The sequence below is a fragment of the Streptomyces sp. NPDC051243 genome (assembly GCF_044455405.1).
Classification (GTDB): domain Bacteria; phylum Actinomycetota; class Actinomycetes; order Streptomycetales; family Streptomycetaceae; genus Streptomyces.
Window position 1 is genome coordinate 44,965 of record NZ_JBITES010000002.1, and the last position, 16,678, is coordinate 61,642.

The window sequence follows — 16,678 nt, forward strand, 5'->3', positions numbered from 1 at the left end:
CCTAGGGAGTGCTCACCGTCTGCTTCTGCCAGGACTGCTGGAACGCGAAGCGTGCCGCCTCCACCTCGTGGCGCTGGTCGGCGTGCAGCACGCCGAGGGCGTACGCCGTCGCCGGGGCGATCCGCGGGGTGCGGGCCGCCTGGGCCGCGGCGGCCGCCGCCTCGGAGGCGTCGCGGTGCCGGTTGAGTGCCTGACCCGCCGCCAGCAGCCGTACGTCCACCGGGGTGTTGTCGCCGTACAGGACCTCGCGGGCGTAGCGGTGCAGGCGCAGCAGCAGGCGGACCTGGTGCCACGGGGCGTCCTGCGGGTGCGGGGCCGGGTCCGGGGACAGGCCGTGGATCAGGGCCTCGGCGTTGTAGGGGTGGCCGGCGGTCAGCAGCGGGAGTGCCGCGACCGCGTCGGTGAGGCGCTCCTCGGCGGCGGCGGCGAGGGGGTGCAGGGTGGCGTTGGGCGCGGTGGGGGTGAGGGGGACCTCGCTGGCCAGTACGGCGATGTTGTCGGCGACGGCGTGAAAGCGGGAGGAACCGAGGGCCTGGAGGGCGGTGCTGTGCGCTCGGGTCCGGGCGAGGGTCAGCTGGCGTTCGAGCAGGGCGCCCGCTTTGGCCGCGCCCACTGTGAGGTTGCCGCGTTCCGGGGTGGGCGACGGGCTAGGGGGGCCCGCGTGGGACGGTGCCGCTTTCTGTGCGACCGGCGCCGCCCCAGCGGCACGACTGCCCGCGGCTACGTTGGCGCGACCGGCCGAGGCTGCGTCGGCACGCGTGCTTGCCGCCGCGTCGGCGAGCTCTGCCGAGCCGCCGCCCCCCGAACCCCCACCGATCGAGCCGCCCGTCGAAGCTGTCCCGGGCGCGTCCGTCGTGCCCAGCTGCGTCGGCAGCGCCGTTGCCCCCGACAGGCGGTGCAGGGCCAGCAGCAGGCGTTCCAGGCGGGCCGCGTACGCGTGTTCCATGGCGAGCGTGCCCGAGAGCCAGGCCAGTTCCGGGCGGATGGCCTCCGACCAGTCGGTGTCCAGCAAAGGGCGGAACGTGTGCAGGCTGGCGCTGATTCGGCGGGCCGAGCGGCGTAGCGCCCGGGCCGCGTCGACGGACTCCTCCGAGCCGTTGGGCGCGTGGCCACCGGTCTCCCGGTGCAGCCGCAGGGCTCGGAGGAACTCCGTGGCCTGGGCACGCAGGTAGCCCGCGAGGGCGTCCCCGGTCACAGCCCCGGCCGTGGGATCCGTCGGGTCAAGGTGTTGCTGTGCCACGCCGGCGCCTCCGGGCGTCAATGAGCATCTCCTGGACGTTGCGCAGTGGCTGGCCGTCCGCGTCCGTCGCATGCCGGGTCCACTCGCCCTCCGGGCCGAGGTGCCAGGACACGGTGGTGTCGGACATACCGGTCTCCAGGAGCCGGTTGAGCGCGGCGCGGTGGGCCGGGTCGGTGACCCTGACCAGGGCTTCGATACGTCGGTCGAGGTTGCGGTGCATCATGTCGGCGCTGCCGATCCACACCTCGGGTTCGCCGCCGTTGCCGAAGGCGAAGACCCGGGAGTGTTCGAGGAAGCGGCCGAGGACGGAGCGGACGCGGATGTTCTCCGACAGCCCCGCCACACCCGGGCGGACCGCGCAGATGCCGCGGACCCAGATGTCGACCGGCACGCCCGCCTGGGACGCGCGGTAGCAGGCGTCGATGACCGCCTCGTCGACTATCGAGTTGACCTTGATGCGGATGTAGGCGGGACGTCCGGCACGGTGGTGCTGGACCTCCTTGTTGATCCGCGAGACCAGGCCGTCACGCAGGGACTTGGGGGCGACCAGCAGCCGCCGGTACGTCTCCCGGCGCGAGTAGCCGGAGAGACGGTTGAACAGGTCGGACAGGTCGGCGCCGACCTGCGGGTCGGCGGTCAGCAGGCCCAGGTCCTCGTAGAGCCGGGCCGTCTTCGGGTGGTAGTTGCCGGTGCCGACATGGCTGTAGCGCCGTAGCGTCTCGCCCTCCTGGCGGACCACCAGCGACAGCTTGCAGTGGGTCTTCAGACCGACGAGGCCGTAGACCACATGGCAGCCGGCCTCCTCCAGCTTGCGCGCCCACTTGATGTTGGCGTGCTCGTCGAAGCGGGCCTTGATCTCGACCAGGACGAGGACCTGCTTGCCGGCCTCGGCGGCGTCGATGAGCGCGTTGACTATGGGGGAGTCGCCGGAGGTGCGGTACAGGGTCTGCTTGATCGCGAGGACGTCCGGGTCGTCGGCCGCCTGCTCCAGGAACGCCTGCACGGAGGTGGAGAAGGAGTCGTACGGGTGGTGCAGGAGCACGTCCCGGTTGCGCAGCGCGGCGAAGATGTCCGGCGCGGACGCCGACTCGACCTCGGCGAGATCGCGATGGGTGCCCGCGACGAACTTCGGGTACTTCAGCTCGGGCCGGTCGATGGAGGCGATGCGGAACAGGCCGGTGAGGTCCAGCGGGCCGGTCAGCGGGTACACCTCGGCCTCGCTGATCTTCAGCTCACGCACCAGCAGGTCCAGAACCTCCTGGTTGATGTTCTCCTCGACCTCCAGGCGCACCGGCGGCCCGAAGCGGCGCCGCATGAGCTCCTTCTCCAGGGCCTGGAGCAGGTTCTCGGCGTCGTCCTCCTCGACCTCCAGGTCCTCGTTGCGGGTGACCCGGAAGGCGTGGTGCTCCAGCACCTCCATGCCCGGGAACAGCTCCTCCAGGTGCGCGGCGATGACGTCCTCGAGCGGGACGAACCGGCCGGGGGAGGCCTCCAGGAAGCGGGAGAGCAGCGGCGGGACCTTGACGCGGGCGAAGTGCGGGGTGCCGGTCACGGGGTTCCGTACGCGCACGGCCAGGTTCAGGGACAGGCCGGAGATGTAAGGGAAGGGGTGCGCCGGGTCGACCGCCAACGGGGTCAGCACGGGGAAGATCTGGTGCCGGAACAGGGTGAACAGGCGGGCCTGCTCCTTCTCCGTCAGCTCGTTCCAGCGGACCAGGTGGATGCCCTCCTCCGCGAGCGCGGGGGCGACGTCCTCGTGGTAGCAGGCGGCGTGCCGGGCCATCAGCTCGCGGGAGCGGGCCCAGATCATCTCCAGGACCTCGCGGGGCTGCAGGCCGGACGCGGACCGGGTGGCGACACCGGTCGCGATACGGCGCTTCAGACCGGCCACCCGGACCATGAAGAACTCGTCCAGGTTGCTGGCGAAGATCGCCAGGAAGTTCGCCCGCTCCAGCAGCGGGGTGTTCGGGTCCTCGGCGAGTTCGAGTACGCGCTCGTTGAACGCGAGCCAGCTGCGCTCCCGGTCGAGGAAGCGGCCCTGGGGCAGCTGGGCCCCCGCGGCCTGGGCCTCCTCGTACGCGTCGAGATCGGCGTCGATGTCCGGTTCCAGCTCGGAGACGACCGCTGCCGAGGCGACCGTGTGCGGGCGGTGCGCCGCGATGGAGCCCACGGAGGGCTGGGCGTGCTGGACCTTGGCCTGGGCGTTTGTGGACTGGCTCATATGCCCATTGTTCCGCGCGTCGAGGCTTATGGGCGCGTCGGAAAGCGCGGGTGGGAGCGGCGCGGGGAGATGTCGGGCGTCCCCGTTCCGCGCGTTCCCGTCCGGGGGCGGCGAAGGCGCTGGCACGGCGGCGGTCATTGGCTAAGGGTCACAAGCCCGTCTGAACCAATGGTTACGGAGACATGGCGTGTGGGATAGCGGGGGGCGGCTCGCGGGCGTCTACGTATCCGGATACGTGTCCGGATACCTGTCCGGGTACGTGTCCGGACGGCTGTCCACGCATATGCCTGAACCGCCGCGCGTCCCTCCCCCCGTGGAGGGACGCGCGGCTCGGAGCCTCACGGGGTGCGGCGGCGCAGCAGCGCGAAGGCGGCGAGCGTCGCGGCGGCGGCCACGGTGAGGAGGAGGCCGGTCTCGACGTACTGGATGGGCCGGAGGTGGGACGGCGGGTGATAGGTGGCAGTGACCACCCGGTGCCCCTCGACGTTCCAGTCCACCGCGAGGGACTCCCGGGGCAGCTGGAACGTAGGGGAGCCGTTCGCCGTGAGGGTGACCGCGGGCCACAGGTGCTCGCGGACGCGGTCCAGGACGGTGTGGAGGAGGAGGCAGGCGGCGAAGGACAGGCCCGCGGCGGGCAGCGCCCGGCCGCACAGCAGGCCGGACAGCGCGCCGAGGGCCAGGCCGGCGAGGGCGAAGCCGACGGCGGTCGGCCCGGTGCTGATGAACGCCTCCGTCTGGTACCAGTTCCCGACCAGGCTCGGGTGGTCGTCGCCGCGCGCCCAGACAATCAGGGCGACGAGCGCGGACGTCCCCACGGTGATCAGTACGGCGGGGACGGCGAGCTTGGCCGCCAGCCAGCGGGCCGGGGTCACCGACTGGGTCCAGGTGAGGCGGGCCGTGCCGCTCTCCAGCTCCCGCCCGACGAGCGCGCCGCCGGCCCAGGCGGCGATCGGGAAGATCAGGTAGGCGATCAGCGCGGTCGCCAGGGAGATGCCGTCGGTGTACCGCTCGTCGGCGGTGATCGAGCCGAGCTCGGCACACGACGGCCTGCCGCCGGTGGGCGGCGAGGCGCACGGGCCGACGGCCAGGCGGGCCTCGTCGCCGATGGCGTGCATCCAGATCAGCAGGGCCGTGGCGGCGGTCAGGGTCAGCCCCCAGAAGACCAGGGCCGTACGGTGCACCAGCAGGACGGCCCGGACCAGTCCGCGCGGGCCCCGCAAGGTGCGGGTGGTCGGGGCCGCCGTGGCGGGGAGTGCGGTGGTCATACGGCGGCTCCGGTACGGCGGCGCAGCAGCGCGAAGGCGGCCAGGACCGTCAGACCGGCGACGCCGAGGACGATGCCCGTCTCCACCAGTTGCAGGGGCCAGAAGTGGGAGGACGGGTGGTAGTCGCGGTAGAAGCCGACGATGTCGTGCTCGGCCATGCACTTGGTGTCGTCGACGCAGATGGGATCCGGGACGCGGGCGCCGGTGGAGGTGAGGGCGCCCTCGCCGACGACCATGCCGATGTACTCGGGGTACTCGTGCTTGTTCGTGAGCGTCTCGACCGGCCACAGGTGCGGGCGCAGGCTGGTGAGCGTGGACATGAGGACCGCCAGGGCGACGACCGCCGTGCCGAGCGCGGGCAGGGCCCGGCGCTGGAGCAGGCCGGCGAGGACGCCGACGGTCAGGCCGAGCAGGGCGTAGGCGGTGGCGAGGGTGCCGTTGGCCTCGAAGGTGGCGCTCGCGTGCCAGTCCCGCGAGCCGCTGGTCAGCCGCAGCGCACCGTCCGCCGAGAACACCAAGCGGTGCAGCAGGGTGAGCAGGAGCGTGCCGGTGACGAGCACGGCGGCCGGGACGGCGAGCTTGGCGGCCAGCCAGCGGGCCGGGGTGACCGACTGCGTCCACGCCCACCGGGCCGTACCGCTTTCCAGCTCCCGCCCGATGAGGGAGGCGCCCGCCCAGGCCGCGGTGACGAAGGGGGCCAGGCCGAGCACTCCGGCGCCGAGGCTCAGGGCAGTGTCGTACCGGCCGAAGGCGGGGCCCGGGTCGTCGCAGCCCGGCAGGGGTTGCGCCGAGTCGCACTTCAGCCCGCGGAACTCGGTCCAGGCGGCGTCCGAGCCCGGTCCGTACGCCCACAGCAGCGCTCCCGCGCCGAAGACCACCAGCAGCACCCAGAACCACAGTGCCGAGCGGTGCACTCGCAGCATCGCCCAGACCAGTCCGCGCGGCCCTCGGGAGGGCGCGATGCCGGTGGACGACGTCTCGACGGTTGCGACGGCGGTCATACGGCGGCCTCCTGCGCGGAGTCGAGGCTGAGGGCCGGCGCCTCGGGGGCGCGCAGGTGGGCGAGGACCAGCTCCTCCAGGGTCGGGGCGGTGGCCTGCCAGCCGTCGCCGAGCGGGCCGTCGGGCCGTACCAGCGCGGTGACCTGACGACCTGTCGTGCGGGACTCGACCACGAGGTGCGGCTCCAGGGACGCGTCGGCCCGCCCGGTCACCAGCCGGTGCGCGGCGAGGAGGTCGTCCAGCGGGCCGGCGAGACGGACACGGCCTGCGCCGAGCAGCAGGAGGTGGTCGCAGGAGCCGTCCAGTTCGGCTACGACGTGCGAGGACATGACAACCGCGGTGCCGTTCTCGGCGGCGTCGGCCATCAGCGCGGCCATCAGCTGGTGCCGGGCGAGTGGGTCGAGGTCGGCCATCGGCTCGTCCAGGAGCAGCAGTTCGGGTCGCTTGCCGAGGGCGAGGGCGAGTGCGACGCGGGTGCGCTGGCCGCCGGAAAGCGTGCGGATCTTGGCGTCCGGGTCGAGGTCGCCCTCGGCGACGATCCGCTCGGCGACGGCGGCGTCCCAGCGGCGAGGGTTGAGTTCCCGCCCCAGACGCAGGGTCTCGGCGACGGTGAGCTGGGGGTGCAGGGGCTTGTCCTGGGCGACGTACGCGATCCGCTCGCGGGCGGCCGCCGGGGCCTGTCCGAGGACGGTGATCGTGCCGTCGGTGGGCCGGTCCAGGCCGGCGGCGAGGGAGAGCAGGGTCGACTTGCCCGCGCCGTTCGGCCCGACGAGCGCGCAGATCCGGCCCGCCGGGAGCCGGAAGGCGCAGCCTTCCAGGGCCTGCTTGCGGCGCCGGCGTCCGAAGCTCTTGCTCAGCGCGGCCGCCTCGATGGCGGTGTCGGTCATCACTCGTCCCCCTTGAAGTGCGTGTCCAGTACGGAAGTGAAGAGAGCGTCCACGTCGTCGCGGTCCAGCCCGGCCTCGCGGGCCCGTACGGCCCAGGCGTCCAGCTCGGCGCGCAGCGGCGAGTCGGCCGGCGCGGTGTTCAGCCCGCGCCGCACGAACGTGCCGAGCCCTCGCCGCGCCTCGACCAGACCTTCGCGTTCCAGTTCGCGATACGCCTTGAGGACGGTGTTGGGGTTGATGGCGGTCGCCTCGACGACCTCACGGGCCGTGGGCAACTTGTCGCCGGGCTCCAACAGGCCCAGGCGCAGGGCCTGTTTGGTCTGCTGGACGATCTGCACGTAGGTGGCGACGCCGGAGCGCCGGTCGATGCGGTACTCGACCATCCGTTCCACCACCCTTTCACTAATTGAGTAGTGAAAGGGTGGTGGAAGGGGGGCTTGGAAGTCAAGTGGGGCTGGTGATTTGCGCGAGCTCCTCGGAGAAGCGATCGAACGCCGGCGGTCGGAGTGGGCTGTTTCGCGCCATCCTCGGAGGCCACCGCAAGTGCTCATGGTCGGCTGTCAGCGTGATCGGTTACGGTCGCATTCGCACACGTAGTGATCGGCGAGCTATGTCGCGGGCACTCTCACGGGGAGGTTGACGGGGGATGGGCTACGTTCTGCCTGGCTGGATGGACGAGATACTCGACTTCATCGGCATCAACTGGCCGAACGTCGACGAGGACGACTACCGCGAAATGGCCGATGCCATGCGGGAGTTCGCGGACACTTTCGAGCACCACGGCGGAGAGGCGCTGGCCGCCGTCAACCGTGTCATCGCCTCCAGCGAGGGCAGTGCCGTAGATCTCCTGTCCGAGCACTGGGGCAAGGTCAGGTCCTCCCATCTGGAGCAAGTCCCGGAGGTCACACGGCTGTTCGCGACGGCCTGCGATGTAGTCGCGGACGTGATCTACGGCATGAAGACCAAGGCCGAGATCGAACTGGGTGTGATGGCTGCCTCGGTGGGCATCTCCATCGGCCTCGCCGTCGTTACGGGCGGGCTTTCCGCTTTGATCGGTGCGGCGGAAACCGCTGCGATGCGGGAGTTGATCCGTCGGATCATCAAGGAGGCCCAGGAGGAGATCATCGATCGGCTCCTGGCGGAGGTGACCGAACCGATCACCGGCAAGCTGGAGCGGATGGCAGAGGACATGGTCCTCGACATCGCCGATGAGGCCTTTTCCCTCCCGCCGAGTGGCGCAGGGGCCGGCAGTGGTGCGGGAGCTGATGGCGGCAGCGGACATGGCGCCATGCGGTTGAACTCCGCCGGTGGCGGTGGCGGTGGCGGTGGCGGTGGCGGCCGGGTGGTGATCGACCACGACGAGTACGAAAGCGGCGCCGAGAGGCTCGCGCTGCGCGGGCGGGACCTGCAATCGGATGGCCTGGGCTCACTGGGCCGCGCCAAGGGCGCCTTCGGCCGCACCAAGGGGCGCGACCCGTTCACACAGGCCTTCGACTCCATCCTCCACGGTGCGCTGGAGGGCACGGAGAAGGCACTGAAGAAGGTCGGAAGGCATCTGGGCGAGAACGTGCCCAACGGGCTCCGCACCACCTCGCGCAACCATCGGCGCAATGAAGAGGGACTGGTCGAGAAGTTCGGCGGTATAGGCGCCTCCGACAAGTCCGGCGGGCGACCTGCCGGAGGATCGGGTAGGCCTTCCGGGAAGCCGGGAGACGGTTCCGGCTCGTCGAACTCGCCGTCTCCGGAGCTGTCTCGCAAGGCCCGCGAGGACAGGGACCGCTGCAAGGGCGGCGACCCGATCGACATGGCCACCGGCGAGGTACTGCTGACCCAGGTCGAGTTGGAACTGCCCGGAGTTCTGCCGCTGGTGATTGAACGCACTCACCTCTCCGGCTACCGCCACGGCCGTTTCTTCGGTCCCTCCTGGGCCTCCACCTTCGACGAACGTCTGGAGCAGGCCGACGCCTCGGGAGAGCTGTGGTGGCACCGCCCGGACGGCTCCTCCAAGCGCTACCCCTCTGCACCGGACCTCGCCGACGAGCAGGTCATGCCGCGCGAGGGTCATCGTTTGCCGCTCACCCGTGTGCAGGGAACGGACGGCTGGGACTTGGCCGTGACCGATCCCGAAACCCGCCTGACCCGTCGCTTCCTGCCGCCGGTCACCGGCCCGGCCGCCGGGGAGCACACCGCCATCTGGTGGCTGGCCGACATCACCGACCGCAACGGCAACACGATCTCCTTCCACCGTGAAGAGGACGGAGCGCCCATCGCGCTCGTGCACAGCGGCGGATATCACGTGCTGGTGGATGTCCACGGGCCAGAACGCGCCGAAGAGCCCGACCAGTTCACATCCCGCCGGGTGGCCCGCCTGGCAGTACGCGACGATGAGGCAGACGGCGGCGTCACGACCGTCACTACCCACACCTACGACGACGCCGGCAACCTGGAAGGCGTTGTCAACAGCTCGGGCCTTCCGCTGCGTTTCGGATACGACGACGAGCACCGGATGACGTCCTGGACCGACCGCAACGGCTTCACGTTCCGATACGAGTACGACGCCGACGGCCGCGTCGCCCGTGCCATCGGTCCCGACGGCTGCCTGTCCGGGAACCTCGTATACGACCCGGCCGGCCGGTGGACCCGCTACACCGACTCCACCGGTGCGACCACGCGGTACGAGATCAATGAGTTGGGGCAGGTCACCGCCGTCACCGATCCACTGGGACACACCTGGCACACCGAGTGGGACCGCTACGACAATGTGTGCTCCCGCACGGATCCGCTCGGAAACACCACCCGTCTCGAGCGCGACGAGTGGGGCGCGATCGTCGTCGTCCACCGCCCGGACGGCACCCGCACCGATATCGTCCACGATCCGCAGCTCCGCCTGCCCGTGGAAATCCGTGAACCCGACGGCGCGGTCTGGCGGCACGAGTACGACGTCCGCGGGAACCTCACCGCCCGTATCGCGCCGGACGGCTCGGCCTACCGTCTCACCCACGGGCCCACCGGAGCGGTCAAGACACTGACCGACCCGCTCGGCCGCACGTCCGCCGTCGAGACCGACCCGGCCGGTCTCGTTGTCTCCGTCACCGACCCGCGCGGCCACCGCACCTCCTGCGTCCGAGATGCCTTCGGCCGCTCCTGCGTTGTCACCGAGGCCACGGGTGACACGACGCGCATGGAGTGGACGGTCGAGGGCCTGCCTAGGCGACGCACAGCGGCCGACGGCACCACCGAATCATGGGAGTGGGACGCCGAGGGCAACTGCCTTGCTCACACGGACCCCTGCGGCAGCCGTACGGAATGGACCTACGGCCCCTTCGACCGGGCAACCGCACGCACCGCGCCGGACGGAGGCCGCCACACCTTCCGGTACGACACCGAGCTGCGGCTAACCGAAGTGACGGCCCCCGGGGACCTGGCGTGGACGTACACCTATGACGCGGCCGGCCAGCAGATATCCGAGACGGACTTCGACGGCCGTACCACGCACTACAACTACGATGCTGCCGGACGCCCGACCGGCCGTACCACGCCCGCCGGCGACACCATCGTCCTCTCCCTCGACTCACTGGGTCGCACGGTTGCCAAGGACGCAGCGGGCGTCGTCACCTCCTACACCTACGACGCCGCCGGCCGTGTGACATCCGCCGTCTCTCCGACCTCCAGCCTGCACATCGCCTACGACAGCCTGGGGCGAGTGGTGTCGGAGACCGTCGAAGGACGTACCACCGCCTTCAGCTACGACGCCGCCGGATGCCGCACCGGACGCACGACACCCTCCGGGGTCGAAACCACCCTCGCCTATGACGAGGTCGGCAACCGCACGGAACTCGCCCTGGGCGGGAGGGCCCTGGCCTTCACGTACGATCCGGTCGGCAGGGAGCTGTCGAGAGCCTTCCCTGGCCGCGCCGGCACCCGTATCACTTCCTCCTGGGACCCGGTCAGCCGACTCGCCCGCCGCACGCTGGCGGCCAACGACCACATCCTGCGCGACCGCAGCCACTCCTACCGCTCCGACGGCTACCTGGAGAAGCTGACCGAGCACGTCTCCAACGACGTCAAGCACGTCTCCCTCGACCCGGTCGGCAGGCCCCTGGAAGTCACCGCACCAGGCCGCCGCGAGACCTATGCCTACGAGCAGAACGGCAACCAGGCCCGCGCCGACTGGTCCGGTATGCCCGCAGACGGAGATGCAGCCGGAGAACGGACCTACTCAGGCACGCAGTTGTTGTCGGCCGGCCGGGTCCACTACACCCACGACGCCGCCGGACGCATCATCGAGCGCCGCAAGACACGAATATCGCGACGCCCGGACATATGGCGATACACCTACGACGCCGAGGACCGCCTCACCTCCTGTACAACCCCCGACGGCACCGTCTGGCGCTACCGATACGACCCGCTCGGCCGCCGCACCGCCAAGCAGCGGATGGCGGCCGACGGGGTGACCGTCGCCGAGGAAACCGTCTTCAGCTGGGACCTGATGCTCCTGGCCGAGCAGAGCAACCCAGCCACCGGTGTCACGATCACCTGGGAACACGAAGGGCATCAGCCTCTCGCTCAGTACGAGCACAAACCCACGCCCGACGACGACATCGACAGCCGCTTCTACGCCATCGTCACCGACCTCGTGGGCACGCCCACCGAGCTCGTGGACGAGAGCGGCACGATCGCATGGGAAACCCGGGCCACCTGCTGGGGCACCACCGCGTGGAACGAGAACGCCACCGCGTACACCCCGCTCCGCTTCCCCGGCCAGTACTACGACCCCGAAACCGGCCTGCACTACAACTGGTTCCGGCATTACGACCCGGAGACTGCCCGCTACACCAGCCCCGACCCGCTGGGCCTGGAGCCCGCGCCGAACCCGTTCGCCTACGTCATCAACCCGATGGCGTGGATCGATCTGCTCGGTCTCCTCACCTGCAAGGAGAACGCCAAGATCCTGCGCCAGAACATGGCGAACGAGGGCCGGGCGCCCGGCCCCGGCCAGGCGGCCGCGCACATCGTGCCCTCGGGTGGCCAGCACGGCCACTGGGCGCCGGGCAAGCGCGCACGTGACCTGCTCCAGCAGTACGGGGTCGACATCAACGATGCCGCGAACGGCATTCCGCTCGATCATCCGACGCCGCACAATTACACGCACCGTGGGGCCTACTTGACGCGCCTCGATGCCCATCTACAGACGGTTGTCAACGACCTCATCACACAGGGCCACAGCACCCAGAGCATCGGAAACGCTCTCCGTAGCGAACTGCGCAGCATCGGCAGTGCAGTCCAGTCGGAACTGGCCACCGGAGCACCAGGACCCTCAGCCATATGGACAGCACCGTGACCGAAGCACCCACCACGCCACTCGCCGTATACCGCGTCATGCCCCCCCTTCCGGGACAACCTGCGCACCATAATCGTCATGAGCGTGCAGCTGATCCGCTGGCAGCTGCACGCAGACCCCGACGACTTCCCCGCACGCGTCACCGCCGAATGGCAGGGCCCGCCGGAGTGGCAGGACATTGACTACCCCTCCAGCAGCAGCTCCGCCACGGTACTGAGCCGGCGCGTCGCCGACCGCGTCCGTGACCGTTTCATCAACGGGGGCACGTTCGTGCCCGTCGATCTCCCGGGCAAGCCTGAGGGCTCCTATGAGCTGTATGTGGCCGAGCATGTGGTGGACTGTCTCGACCACGAGCAGTCGTCCGATCCGCTCATGCCCCTTGGCGAGATTGAACGAGCCGTCTTTCGCCCCGACGCCCTGCCTCTCCACCTGCCTGCCTTCCGTGTCCCCGGAAGCGCCTGGGCGGTGTACTGGAATGGCTGGGCGGCAGATCTGCTGTGCGACCTCATCGGCGAGGACAACCTCGAATTGCGCCTCGTCTGGTCCACCGACCCGGAAGCCAAGCCGCACCGGGCCCCGATGGGCTTCTGATCAGAACAGCCCCGCGACAGCAGTGCAGTACAGTCGGAACTCACCACCGGACAGCAGGCCCTCAGCCTATGGACAGCATAGTGACCGACGGACACAGCAAACCGCTCGCCGTATACCGCATCATGCCCCCCTTCCGGGACAACCTTCGCCTCGTCCTTGTCGAAGGAGCACAGCTGTCTCGCTGGCAGTACAAGGGCGACCCCGCGGACTTTCCCCGGCGCGCGGCCGCGGAGTGGCAGGGCCCACCGGAATGGCGGGAGATGGACTATCCGTCCATCCCCGCTGCAGCCCCCGTCTTCAGCCGGCGCATCGCCGACCAGGTGAGGGAGCGCTTCGCCGACGGCGGTACGTTCGTGCCCGTCGACCTCCCGGGCAAGCCCGAGGGTGCCTACGAGCTGTACGTGGTCGAGCATGTGGTGGACTGTCTCGACCACGAGCAGTCGTCCGAACCACGCATGCCCCGTCGCGAGATCGAACGAGCCGTCTTTCGCTCCGACGCCCTGCCTCTCCACCTGCCTGCCTTCCGCGTCCCCGAAAGCTTTTGGGCGGTGTACTGGAATGGCTGGGCGGCAGATCTGCTGTGCGACCTCATCGGCGAGGACAACCTCGAATTGCGCCTCGTCTGGTCCACCGACCCGGAAGCCAAGCCGCACCGAGCCCCGATGGGCTTCTGACCAGATCAGCCCACGCAAGTACCGTGACCGAAGGACACAGCAAACCGCTCGCCGTATACCGCATCATGCCCCCTTTCGGGACAATCTTCGCCTCGTCCTTGTCGACGGAGCACAGCTGGCCCCCTGGCAGTTCAAGGGTGACCCTGCGGACTTTCCCCAGCGCGCCGCTGCGGACTGGCAGGGCCCACCGGAGTGGCAGGAAATGGACTATCCGTCCATCGCAGCAGCTGCCCCCGTCTTCAGTCGGCGTATCGCCGACCGTGTGAGGGAACGCTTCGCCGATGGCGGCACGTTCGTGCCCGTTGACCTCCCGGGCAAGCCCGAGGGGGCCTACGAGCTGTATGTGGCCGAGCAGGTGGTTGACTGCCTTGACCACGAGCAGTCGTCCGAACCGCGGATGCCCCTTGACGAAATCGAACGAGCCGTCTTCCGCCCCGAGGCCCTGCCTCTCCACCTGCCTGCCTTCCGCGTCCCCGGAAGCGCCTGGTCCGTGTACTGGAATGGCTGGGCGGCAGATCTGCTGCGCGACCTCATTGGCAGGGACAACCTCGAATTGCGCCTCGTCTGGTCTACGGATCCGGAAGCCAAGCCGCACCGGGCTCCGATGGGCTTCTGACCGGATCAGCCCCGCCATGGCAGCCGTCGCCGTCCGACTTGTCGTTCAGCGGCACGATCGGCTGGACTGCCTTTTTGCCAGGCCGGCAGCAGACGATGTCTTGACTGGTGCCTGATACGCGATGGGGGCTGCCGCGTTACAGCTGATACCAGCCGTCGCCGCCGTCTCGTAGCGCGCGACTGAGGTAGTCCTGCAGATTGTTGGCGACCCATCGACGACTGTCGCTCTCGTGTTCCCAGACGAAGATGTCGGGACGCTCGGGCGTCTGCACGAAGGCGAACTGGTCACCGCCCCCGTTGTCTCCGAAGAAGAGGAAGGGGGTGAACGGCATGTAGAGCTGCGCGAACGCCTGGTCGGACCAGAAGTGAAGGTTCGTCTGGACGATCTGATTGATGGGCCAGACGGTGGCCACGTGCGTGTGGCCGATTACCCCGTTGCTCTCGAGGAGCAATTGCCGAAGCTCTGCCGGCAGCGTTCGCCTGAGTTGCTTCTCCGCCGCGGCGAGTTCGGGAGCCTGCGCTGGTTCACGGAAACCCACGCCGGGAAAGACGGCTGTCGCTGCTTCTCTCCACATGATCCGGAGCTTAGCCAACCACCTGCAGGGCGCCTGTACTACACCGGCGGTAGCAGATGAGCGTGCTGGCGATGCCAACGAAGGCCAGGAAGTGCTCGGCCTTGCGTTCGTAGCGGCGGTGCAAGCGACGGCAGCCGTTCAGCCAGGACATCGTGCGCTCAACCACCCAGCGGTGCCGGCCCAGGCGTCCGGACGGCTCGATGCCTCGCCGGGCGATGGGCGGCACGATCTGACGGCGCCGTAGCCATCCGCGCAGGTGGTCGAAGTCGTTTCCCTTGTCCGCGTGCAGCTTGGCCGGGCGGCGACGCCGCGGGCCCGATCGGGAGTGGATCGGCGGGATGCCACGCATCAACGGAACACAGGCTTGACTGTCATGCGGGTTGGCACCCGAGATGCCCACCGAGATCGGCAGGCCGGTACGGTCACAGATGACATGGATCTTCGATCCGAGCTTGCCGCGATCGGTCGGATTCGGCCCGTGGCAGTGGACGAGCCAGTGCGGATCCTGCCAGGCGTGGAAGCCGGGGGTGGGGCGGGTGACCTCGTGCAGGGTCGCCTCGCTGACGCCTTCGAGTCCGTAGGCGTCGGTGAATTCACCTGCGAATCGTTCCGCGGCGCTGCCATCCGCGATGCACCAGGGGCAGAAGCGGCCGTTGACATTCTGGGCGGTGTAGAAGGACCCGGTGTAGATCCATCCCATGGCGCGGTGGCAGCACACGCATGTCTCGGTGCTCTCGCGGATGGACCCGCTGGCGAGCGGGTCGGGGTGGTAGCGGAAGGCTGGTAGGTCGGCGCTCACCGGTGCGTCGAGCTGCCGGCCCGAAGCGTCCTCAGAAATGACGCCCATGGGGCTGACCCGAACACGACGACTGGTCCGTCCGGGAGCTTGCTGTCGCGGACAGGGACGATGCCCAGGTAGGAGTCGGCGACCTCGACGCAGTTCGTGCCGCCCCCGGCGCTGTAGGACGACTTGCGCCACGCAGCGGCGGTGAGGTCGAGGGTCACGCGGGGGCCTTCACGCCTTGCACGAAGGCGGACCAGGAGGACGCCCCGAAGATCAGCGCATGGCCAGCCGGGATCTTGCTGTCTCGGACGGGGACGACGCCGGGGTAGCTGTCGGCGACCTCGACGCAGTCGTTGGCTCCGCCAGCGCTGTAGCTCGACTTGCGCCACACGGCGGCGGTGAGGTCAGGGGTGTGCTTCATGATGCCGGTGCTCCTTCAGTACGGCCCTGATGAACTTCAGCGAGTCCGACGGGGGCAACGCCAGGTCGCGCAGCCGATCGTAGGACAGTCGGTCCCGAAGGACCTGGTCCGGATCCTCGATCAGCCGACTGCATTCGTTGCCTTCCTTGTAGGCAACGGCACTTGCGTCGGGCTGCCACAGCAACGTCAGCGAGCCGGTCATATGGTGGTGCACTCCTGCGGAGAAGGGCAGTACCTGAAGCGTCATGTTGGGCTCCATCGCGGCTTCTTCCAGACGAACCAGCTGATCAAGCCAGGTCTGGTAGCCGGCGGCGGGACGCCGGAGCGCAGTCTCGTCCAGGATGATGCGCACGTCCGGCTGCGGTTCTTGCCGCAGTAGGTACTGCCGCCCCAGGCGCGCCGCTACTTGTTCCTCCACCCACTCGTCGCCGTCCGCCGTTGTCTGGGCCCCAGACAACACCTCTCGCGCGAAGTCCTCGGTCTGCAGCAGCCCGGGCACAACTGGCGTGAACAACCACATGATCCGCGCCGTCGCCTCCAGCTCCATGAACCGCTTGTACTGATCCTGGAACGCGTCCAACCGCGCCGCCCGCCAGTGCCGAACCAGCAGGTCACCGGCCCCGTAATACCCGTCCAGGTCCTCCATGACGGTCACCTTGGACAGCCGCTCACCCGACTCCAGCCGACTCAGATAGCTCTTCTCGTACCTGGTCTCCTCGGCCAACTGCCCCAGCGACTTCCCCGCCTTCTCCCGAAGGAATTTCAGCGTCCGCCCCAGCACAGCCCGCCCCGACTCCCGCTCCACGTCAACCACTTCGCCCGTGTCACCCTTCACCGTTGTCTGGCGCGCCAGACAACACCGAACCTCTTCCGCAGCGTACGCCGCACCTGTGACGATCAGGGCACGAACGGTAATCACCGCTCGTCAGGCCCCTGCCATGCCAAAACCCCCGCGGCCGATGCACCTCGGCCCGGGGGCGTGGCCGACGCTGACAAGGAACCAGGAACGCCGACATGCGCGAACGTACCGCCCGACTCATCGAATCGCTACTGATTGCACTCT

Annotated in this window: 15 protein-coding genes; 4 read left to right on the top strand and 11 right to left on the bottom strand. The window is 69.3% G+C overall.

Translation table 11 applies throughout. From position 1 onward, the window contains the following. Position 1: 1 nt before the first annotated feature. From ACIBAG_RS03945 to ACIBAG_RS03970, 6 genes are all read right to left on the bottom strand, one after another. Positions 2 to 1,240: a CHAD domain-containing protein gene (locus ACIBAG_RS03945; protein WP_399100684.1), complete on the bottom strand. Its 1,239-nt coding sequence runs from the start codon at positions 1,238 to 1,240 to the stop codon at positions 2 to 4. Next, positions 1,221 to 3,461, bottom strand: coding sequence for an RNA degradosome polyphosphate kinase (locus ACIBAG_RS03950; RefSeq protein WP_399100686.1), 2,241 nt, complete (start codon positions 3,459 to 3,461; stop codon positions 1,221 to 1,223). The genes ACIBAG_RS03945 and ACIBAG_RS03950 overlap by 20 nt, the downstream gene beginning before the upstream one ends. 338 nt (positions 3,462 to 3,799) lie before the next feature. Next, positions 3,800 to 4,726, bottom strand: a complete 927-nt coding sequence (locus ACIBAG_RS03955; RefSeq protein ID WP_399100688.1) for a hypothetical protein — start codon at positions 4,724 to 4,726, stop codon at positions 3,800 to 3,802. Further along, entirely contained in the window at positions 4,723 to 5,727 is a 1,005-nt protein-coding gene (locus ACIBAG_RS03960; protein ID WP_399100690.1) for an ABC transporter permease, read from the bottom strand. Before ACIBAG_RS03960 ends, ACIBAG_RS03955 begins: the two co-directional genes overlap by 4 nt. Next, positions 5,724 to 6,614: an ABC transporter ATP-binding protein gene (locus tag ACIBAG_RS03965; RefSeq protein ID WP_399100692.1), complete on the bottom strand. Its 891-nt coding sequence runs from the start codon at positions 6,612 to 6,614 to the stop codon at positions 5,724 to 5,726. The genes ACIBAG_RS03960 and ACIBAG_RS03965 overlap by 4 nt, the downstream gene beginning before the upstream one ends. Beyond that, complete coding sequence (locus ACIBAG_RS03970) at positions 6,614 to 6,997, bottom strand: GntR family transcriptional regulator (protein WP_399100695.1); 384 nt, start codon at positions 6,995 to 6,997, stop codon at positions 6,614 to 6,616. Before ACIBAG_RS03970 ends, ACIBAG_RS03965 begins: the two co-directional genes overlap by 1 nt. A 287-nt stretch (positions 6,998 to 7,284) precedes the next feature. On the opposite strand from ACIBAG_RS03970, the gene ACIBAG_RS03975 reads away from it, so the two are divergent. The 4 genes from ACIBAG_RS03975 to ACIBAG_RS03990 all read left to right on the top strand — a co-directional run bounded on the left by ACIBAG_RS03975 (position 7,285) and on the right by ACIBAG_RS03990 (position 13,836). Next, positions 7,285 to 11,955 (top strand): DUF6531 domain-containing protein, encoded by a 4,671-nt coding sequence (locus ACIBAG_RS03975; RefSeq protein WP_399100697.1) that lies wholly within the window; start codon positions 7,285 to 7,287, stop codon positions 11,953 to 11,955. Between the two features lie 78 nt (positions 11,956 to 12,033). Then, positions 12,034 to 12,546, top strand: coding sequence for a hypothetical protein (locus ACIBAG_RS03980; RefSeq protein ID WP_399100699.1), 513 nt, complete (start codon positions 12,034 to 12,036; stop codon positions 12,544 to 12,546). A gap of 68 nt (positions 12,547 to 12,614) precedes the next feature. Then, positions 12,615 to 13,220, top strand: a complete 606-nt coding sequence (locus ACIBAG_RS03985) for a hypothetical protein (RefSeq protein WP_399100702.1) — start codon at positions 12,615 to 12,617, stop codon at positions 13,218 to 13,220. A gap of 202 nt (positions 13,221 to 13,422) precedes the next feature. Beyond that, the gene (locus ACIBAG_RS03990) at positions 13,423 to 13,836 is read left to right on the top strand and encodes a hypothetical protein (RefSeq protein ID WP_399100705.1); all 414 of its coding nucleotides are present in this window, start codon (positions 13,423 to 13,425) and stop codon (positions 13,834 to 13,836) included. Positions 13,837 to 13,972: 136 nt separating this feature from the next. Here the strand turns inward: ACIBAG_RS03990 and ACIBAG_RS03995 are convergent, their stop codons facing one another. From ACIBAG_RS03995 to ACIBAG_RS04015, 5 genes are read right to left on the bottom strand one after another with little or no spacing between them, the layout of a single operon-like run. Continuing rightward, positions 13,973 to 14,410 (bottom strand): SMI1/KNR4 family protein, encoded by a 438-nt coding sequence (locus tag ACIBAG_RS03995; protein ID WP_399100707.1) that lies wholly within the window; start codon positions 14,408 to 14,410, stop codon positions 13,973 to 13,975. A 10-nt stretch (positions 14,411 to 14,420) separates the two neighbouring features. Beyond that, on the bottom strand, positions 14,421 to 15,257 hold the full coding sequence (locus ACIBAG_RS04000) for an IS5 family transposase (RefSeq protein WP_399100709.1): 837 nt from the start codon (positions 15,255 to 15,257) through the stop codon (positions 14,421 to 14,423). Further along, positions 15,206 to 15,415: a DUF397 domain-containing protein gene (locus tag ACIBAG_RS04005; RefSeq protein WP_399100711.1), complete on the bottom strand. Its 210-nt coding sequence runs from the start codon at positions 15,413 to 15,415 to the stop codon at positions 15,206 to 15,208. The genes ACIBAG_RS04000 and ACIBAG_RS04005 overlap by 52 nt, the downstream gene beginning before the upstream one ends. Then, positions 15,412 to 15,615 carry a DUF397 domain-containing protein gene (locus ACIBAG_RS04010; protein ID WP_399100714.1) on the bottom strand — a complete coding sequence of 68 codons (204 nt, stop codon included), beginning with the start codon at positions 15,613 to 15,615 and terminating at the stop codon, positions 15,412 to 15,414. Before ACIBAG_RS04010 ends, ACIBAG_RS04005 begins: the two co-directional genes overlap by 4 nt. After that, positions 15,599 to 16,450, bottom strand: a complete 852-nt coding sequence (locus ACIBAG_RS04015; protein WP_399101917.1) for a helix-turn-helix domain-containing protein — start codon at positions 16,448 to 16,450, stop codon at positions 15,599 to 15,601. Before ACIBAG_RS04015 ends, ACIBAG_RS04010 begins: the two co-directional genes overlap by 17 nt. Between the last annotated feature and the right edge of the window lie 228 nt (positions 16,451 to 16,678).

Bases quoted from the DNA above. Each gene is read 5' to 3' on its own strand.
- ACIBAG_RS03960 (WP_399100690.1), bottom strand. From the start codon at position 5,727: ATGACCGCCGTCGCAACCGTCGAGACGTCGTCCACCGGCATCGCGCCC.
- ACIBAG_RS03970 (WP_399100695.1), bottom strand. From the start codon at position 6,997: ATGGTCGAGTACCGCATCGACCGGCGCTCCGGCGTCGCCACCTACGTG.
- ACIBAG_RS03980 (WP_399100699.1), top strand. From the start codon at position 12,034: ATGAGCGTGCAGCTGATCCGCTGGCAGCTGCACGCAGACCCCGACGAC.
- ACIBAG_RS03995 (WP_399100707.1), bottom strand. From the start codon at position 14,410: ATGTGGAGAGAAGCAGCGACAGCCGTCTTTCCCGGCGTGGGTTTCCGT.
- ACIBAG_RS03965 (WP_399100692.1), bottom strand. From the start codon at position 6,614: ATGACCGACACCGCCATCGAGGCGGCCGCGCTGAGCAAGAGCTTCGGA.
- ACIBAG_RS03955 (WP_399100688.1), bottom strand. From the start codon at position 4,726: ATGACCACCGCACTCCCCGCCACGGCGGCCCCGACCACCCGCACCTTG.
- ACIBAG_RS03990 (WP_399100705.1), top strand. From the start codon at position 13,423: ATGGACTATCCGTCCATCGCAGCAGCTGCCCCCGTCTTCAGTCGGCGT.
- ACIBAG_RS04010 (WP_399100714.1), bottom strand. From the start codon at position 15,615: ATGAAGCACACCCCTGACCTCACCGCCGCCGTGTGGCGCAAGTCGAGC.
- ACIBAG_RS03950 (WP_399100686.1), bottom strand. From the start codon at position 3,461: ATGAGCCAGTCCACAAACGCCCAGGCCAAGGTCCAGCACGCCCAGCCC.
- ACIBAG_RS03975 (WP_399100697.1), top strand. From the start codon at position 7,285: ATGGACGAGATACTCGACTTCATCGGCATCAACTGGCCGAACGTCGAC.
- ACIBAG_RS03985 (WP_399100702.1), top strand. From the start codon at position 12,615: ATGGACAGCATAGTGACCGACGGACACAGCAAACCGCTCGCCGTATAC.
- ACIBAG_RS04000 (WP_399100709.1), bottom strand. From the start codon at position 15,257: ATGGGCGTCATTTCTGAGGACGCTTCGGGCCGGCAGCTCGACGCACCG.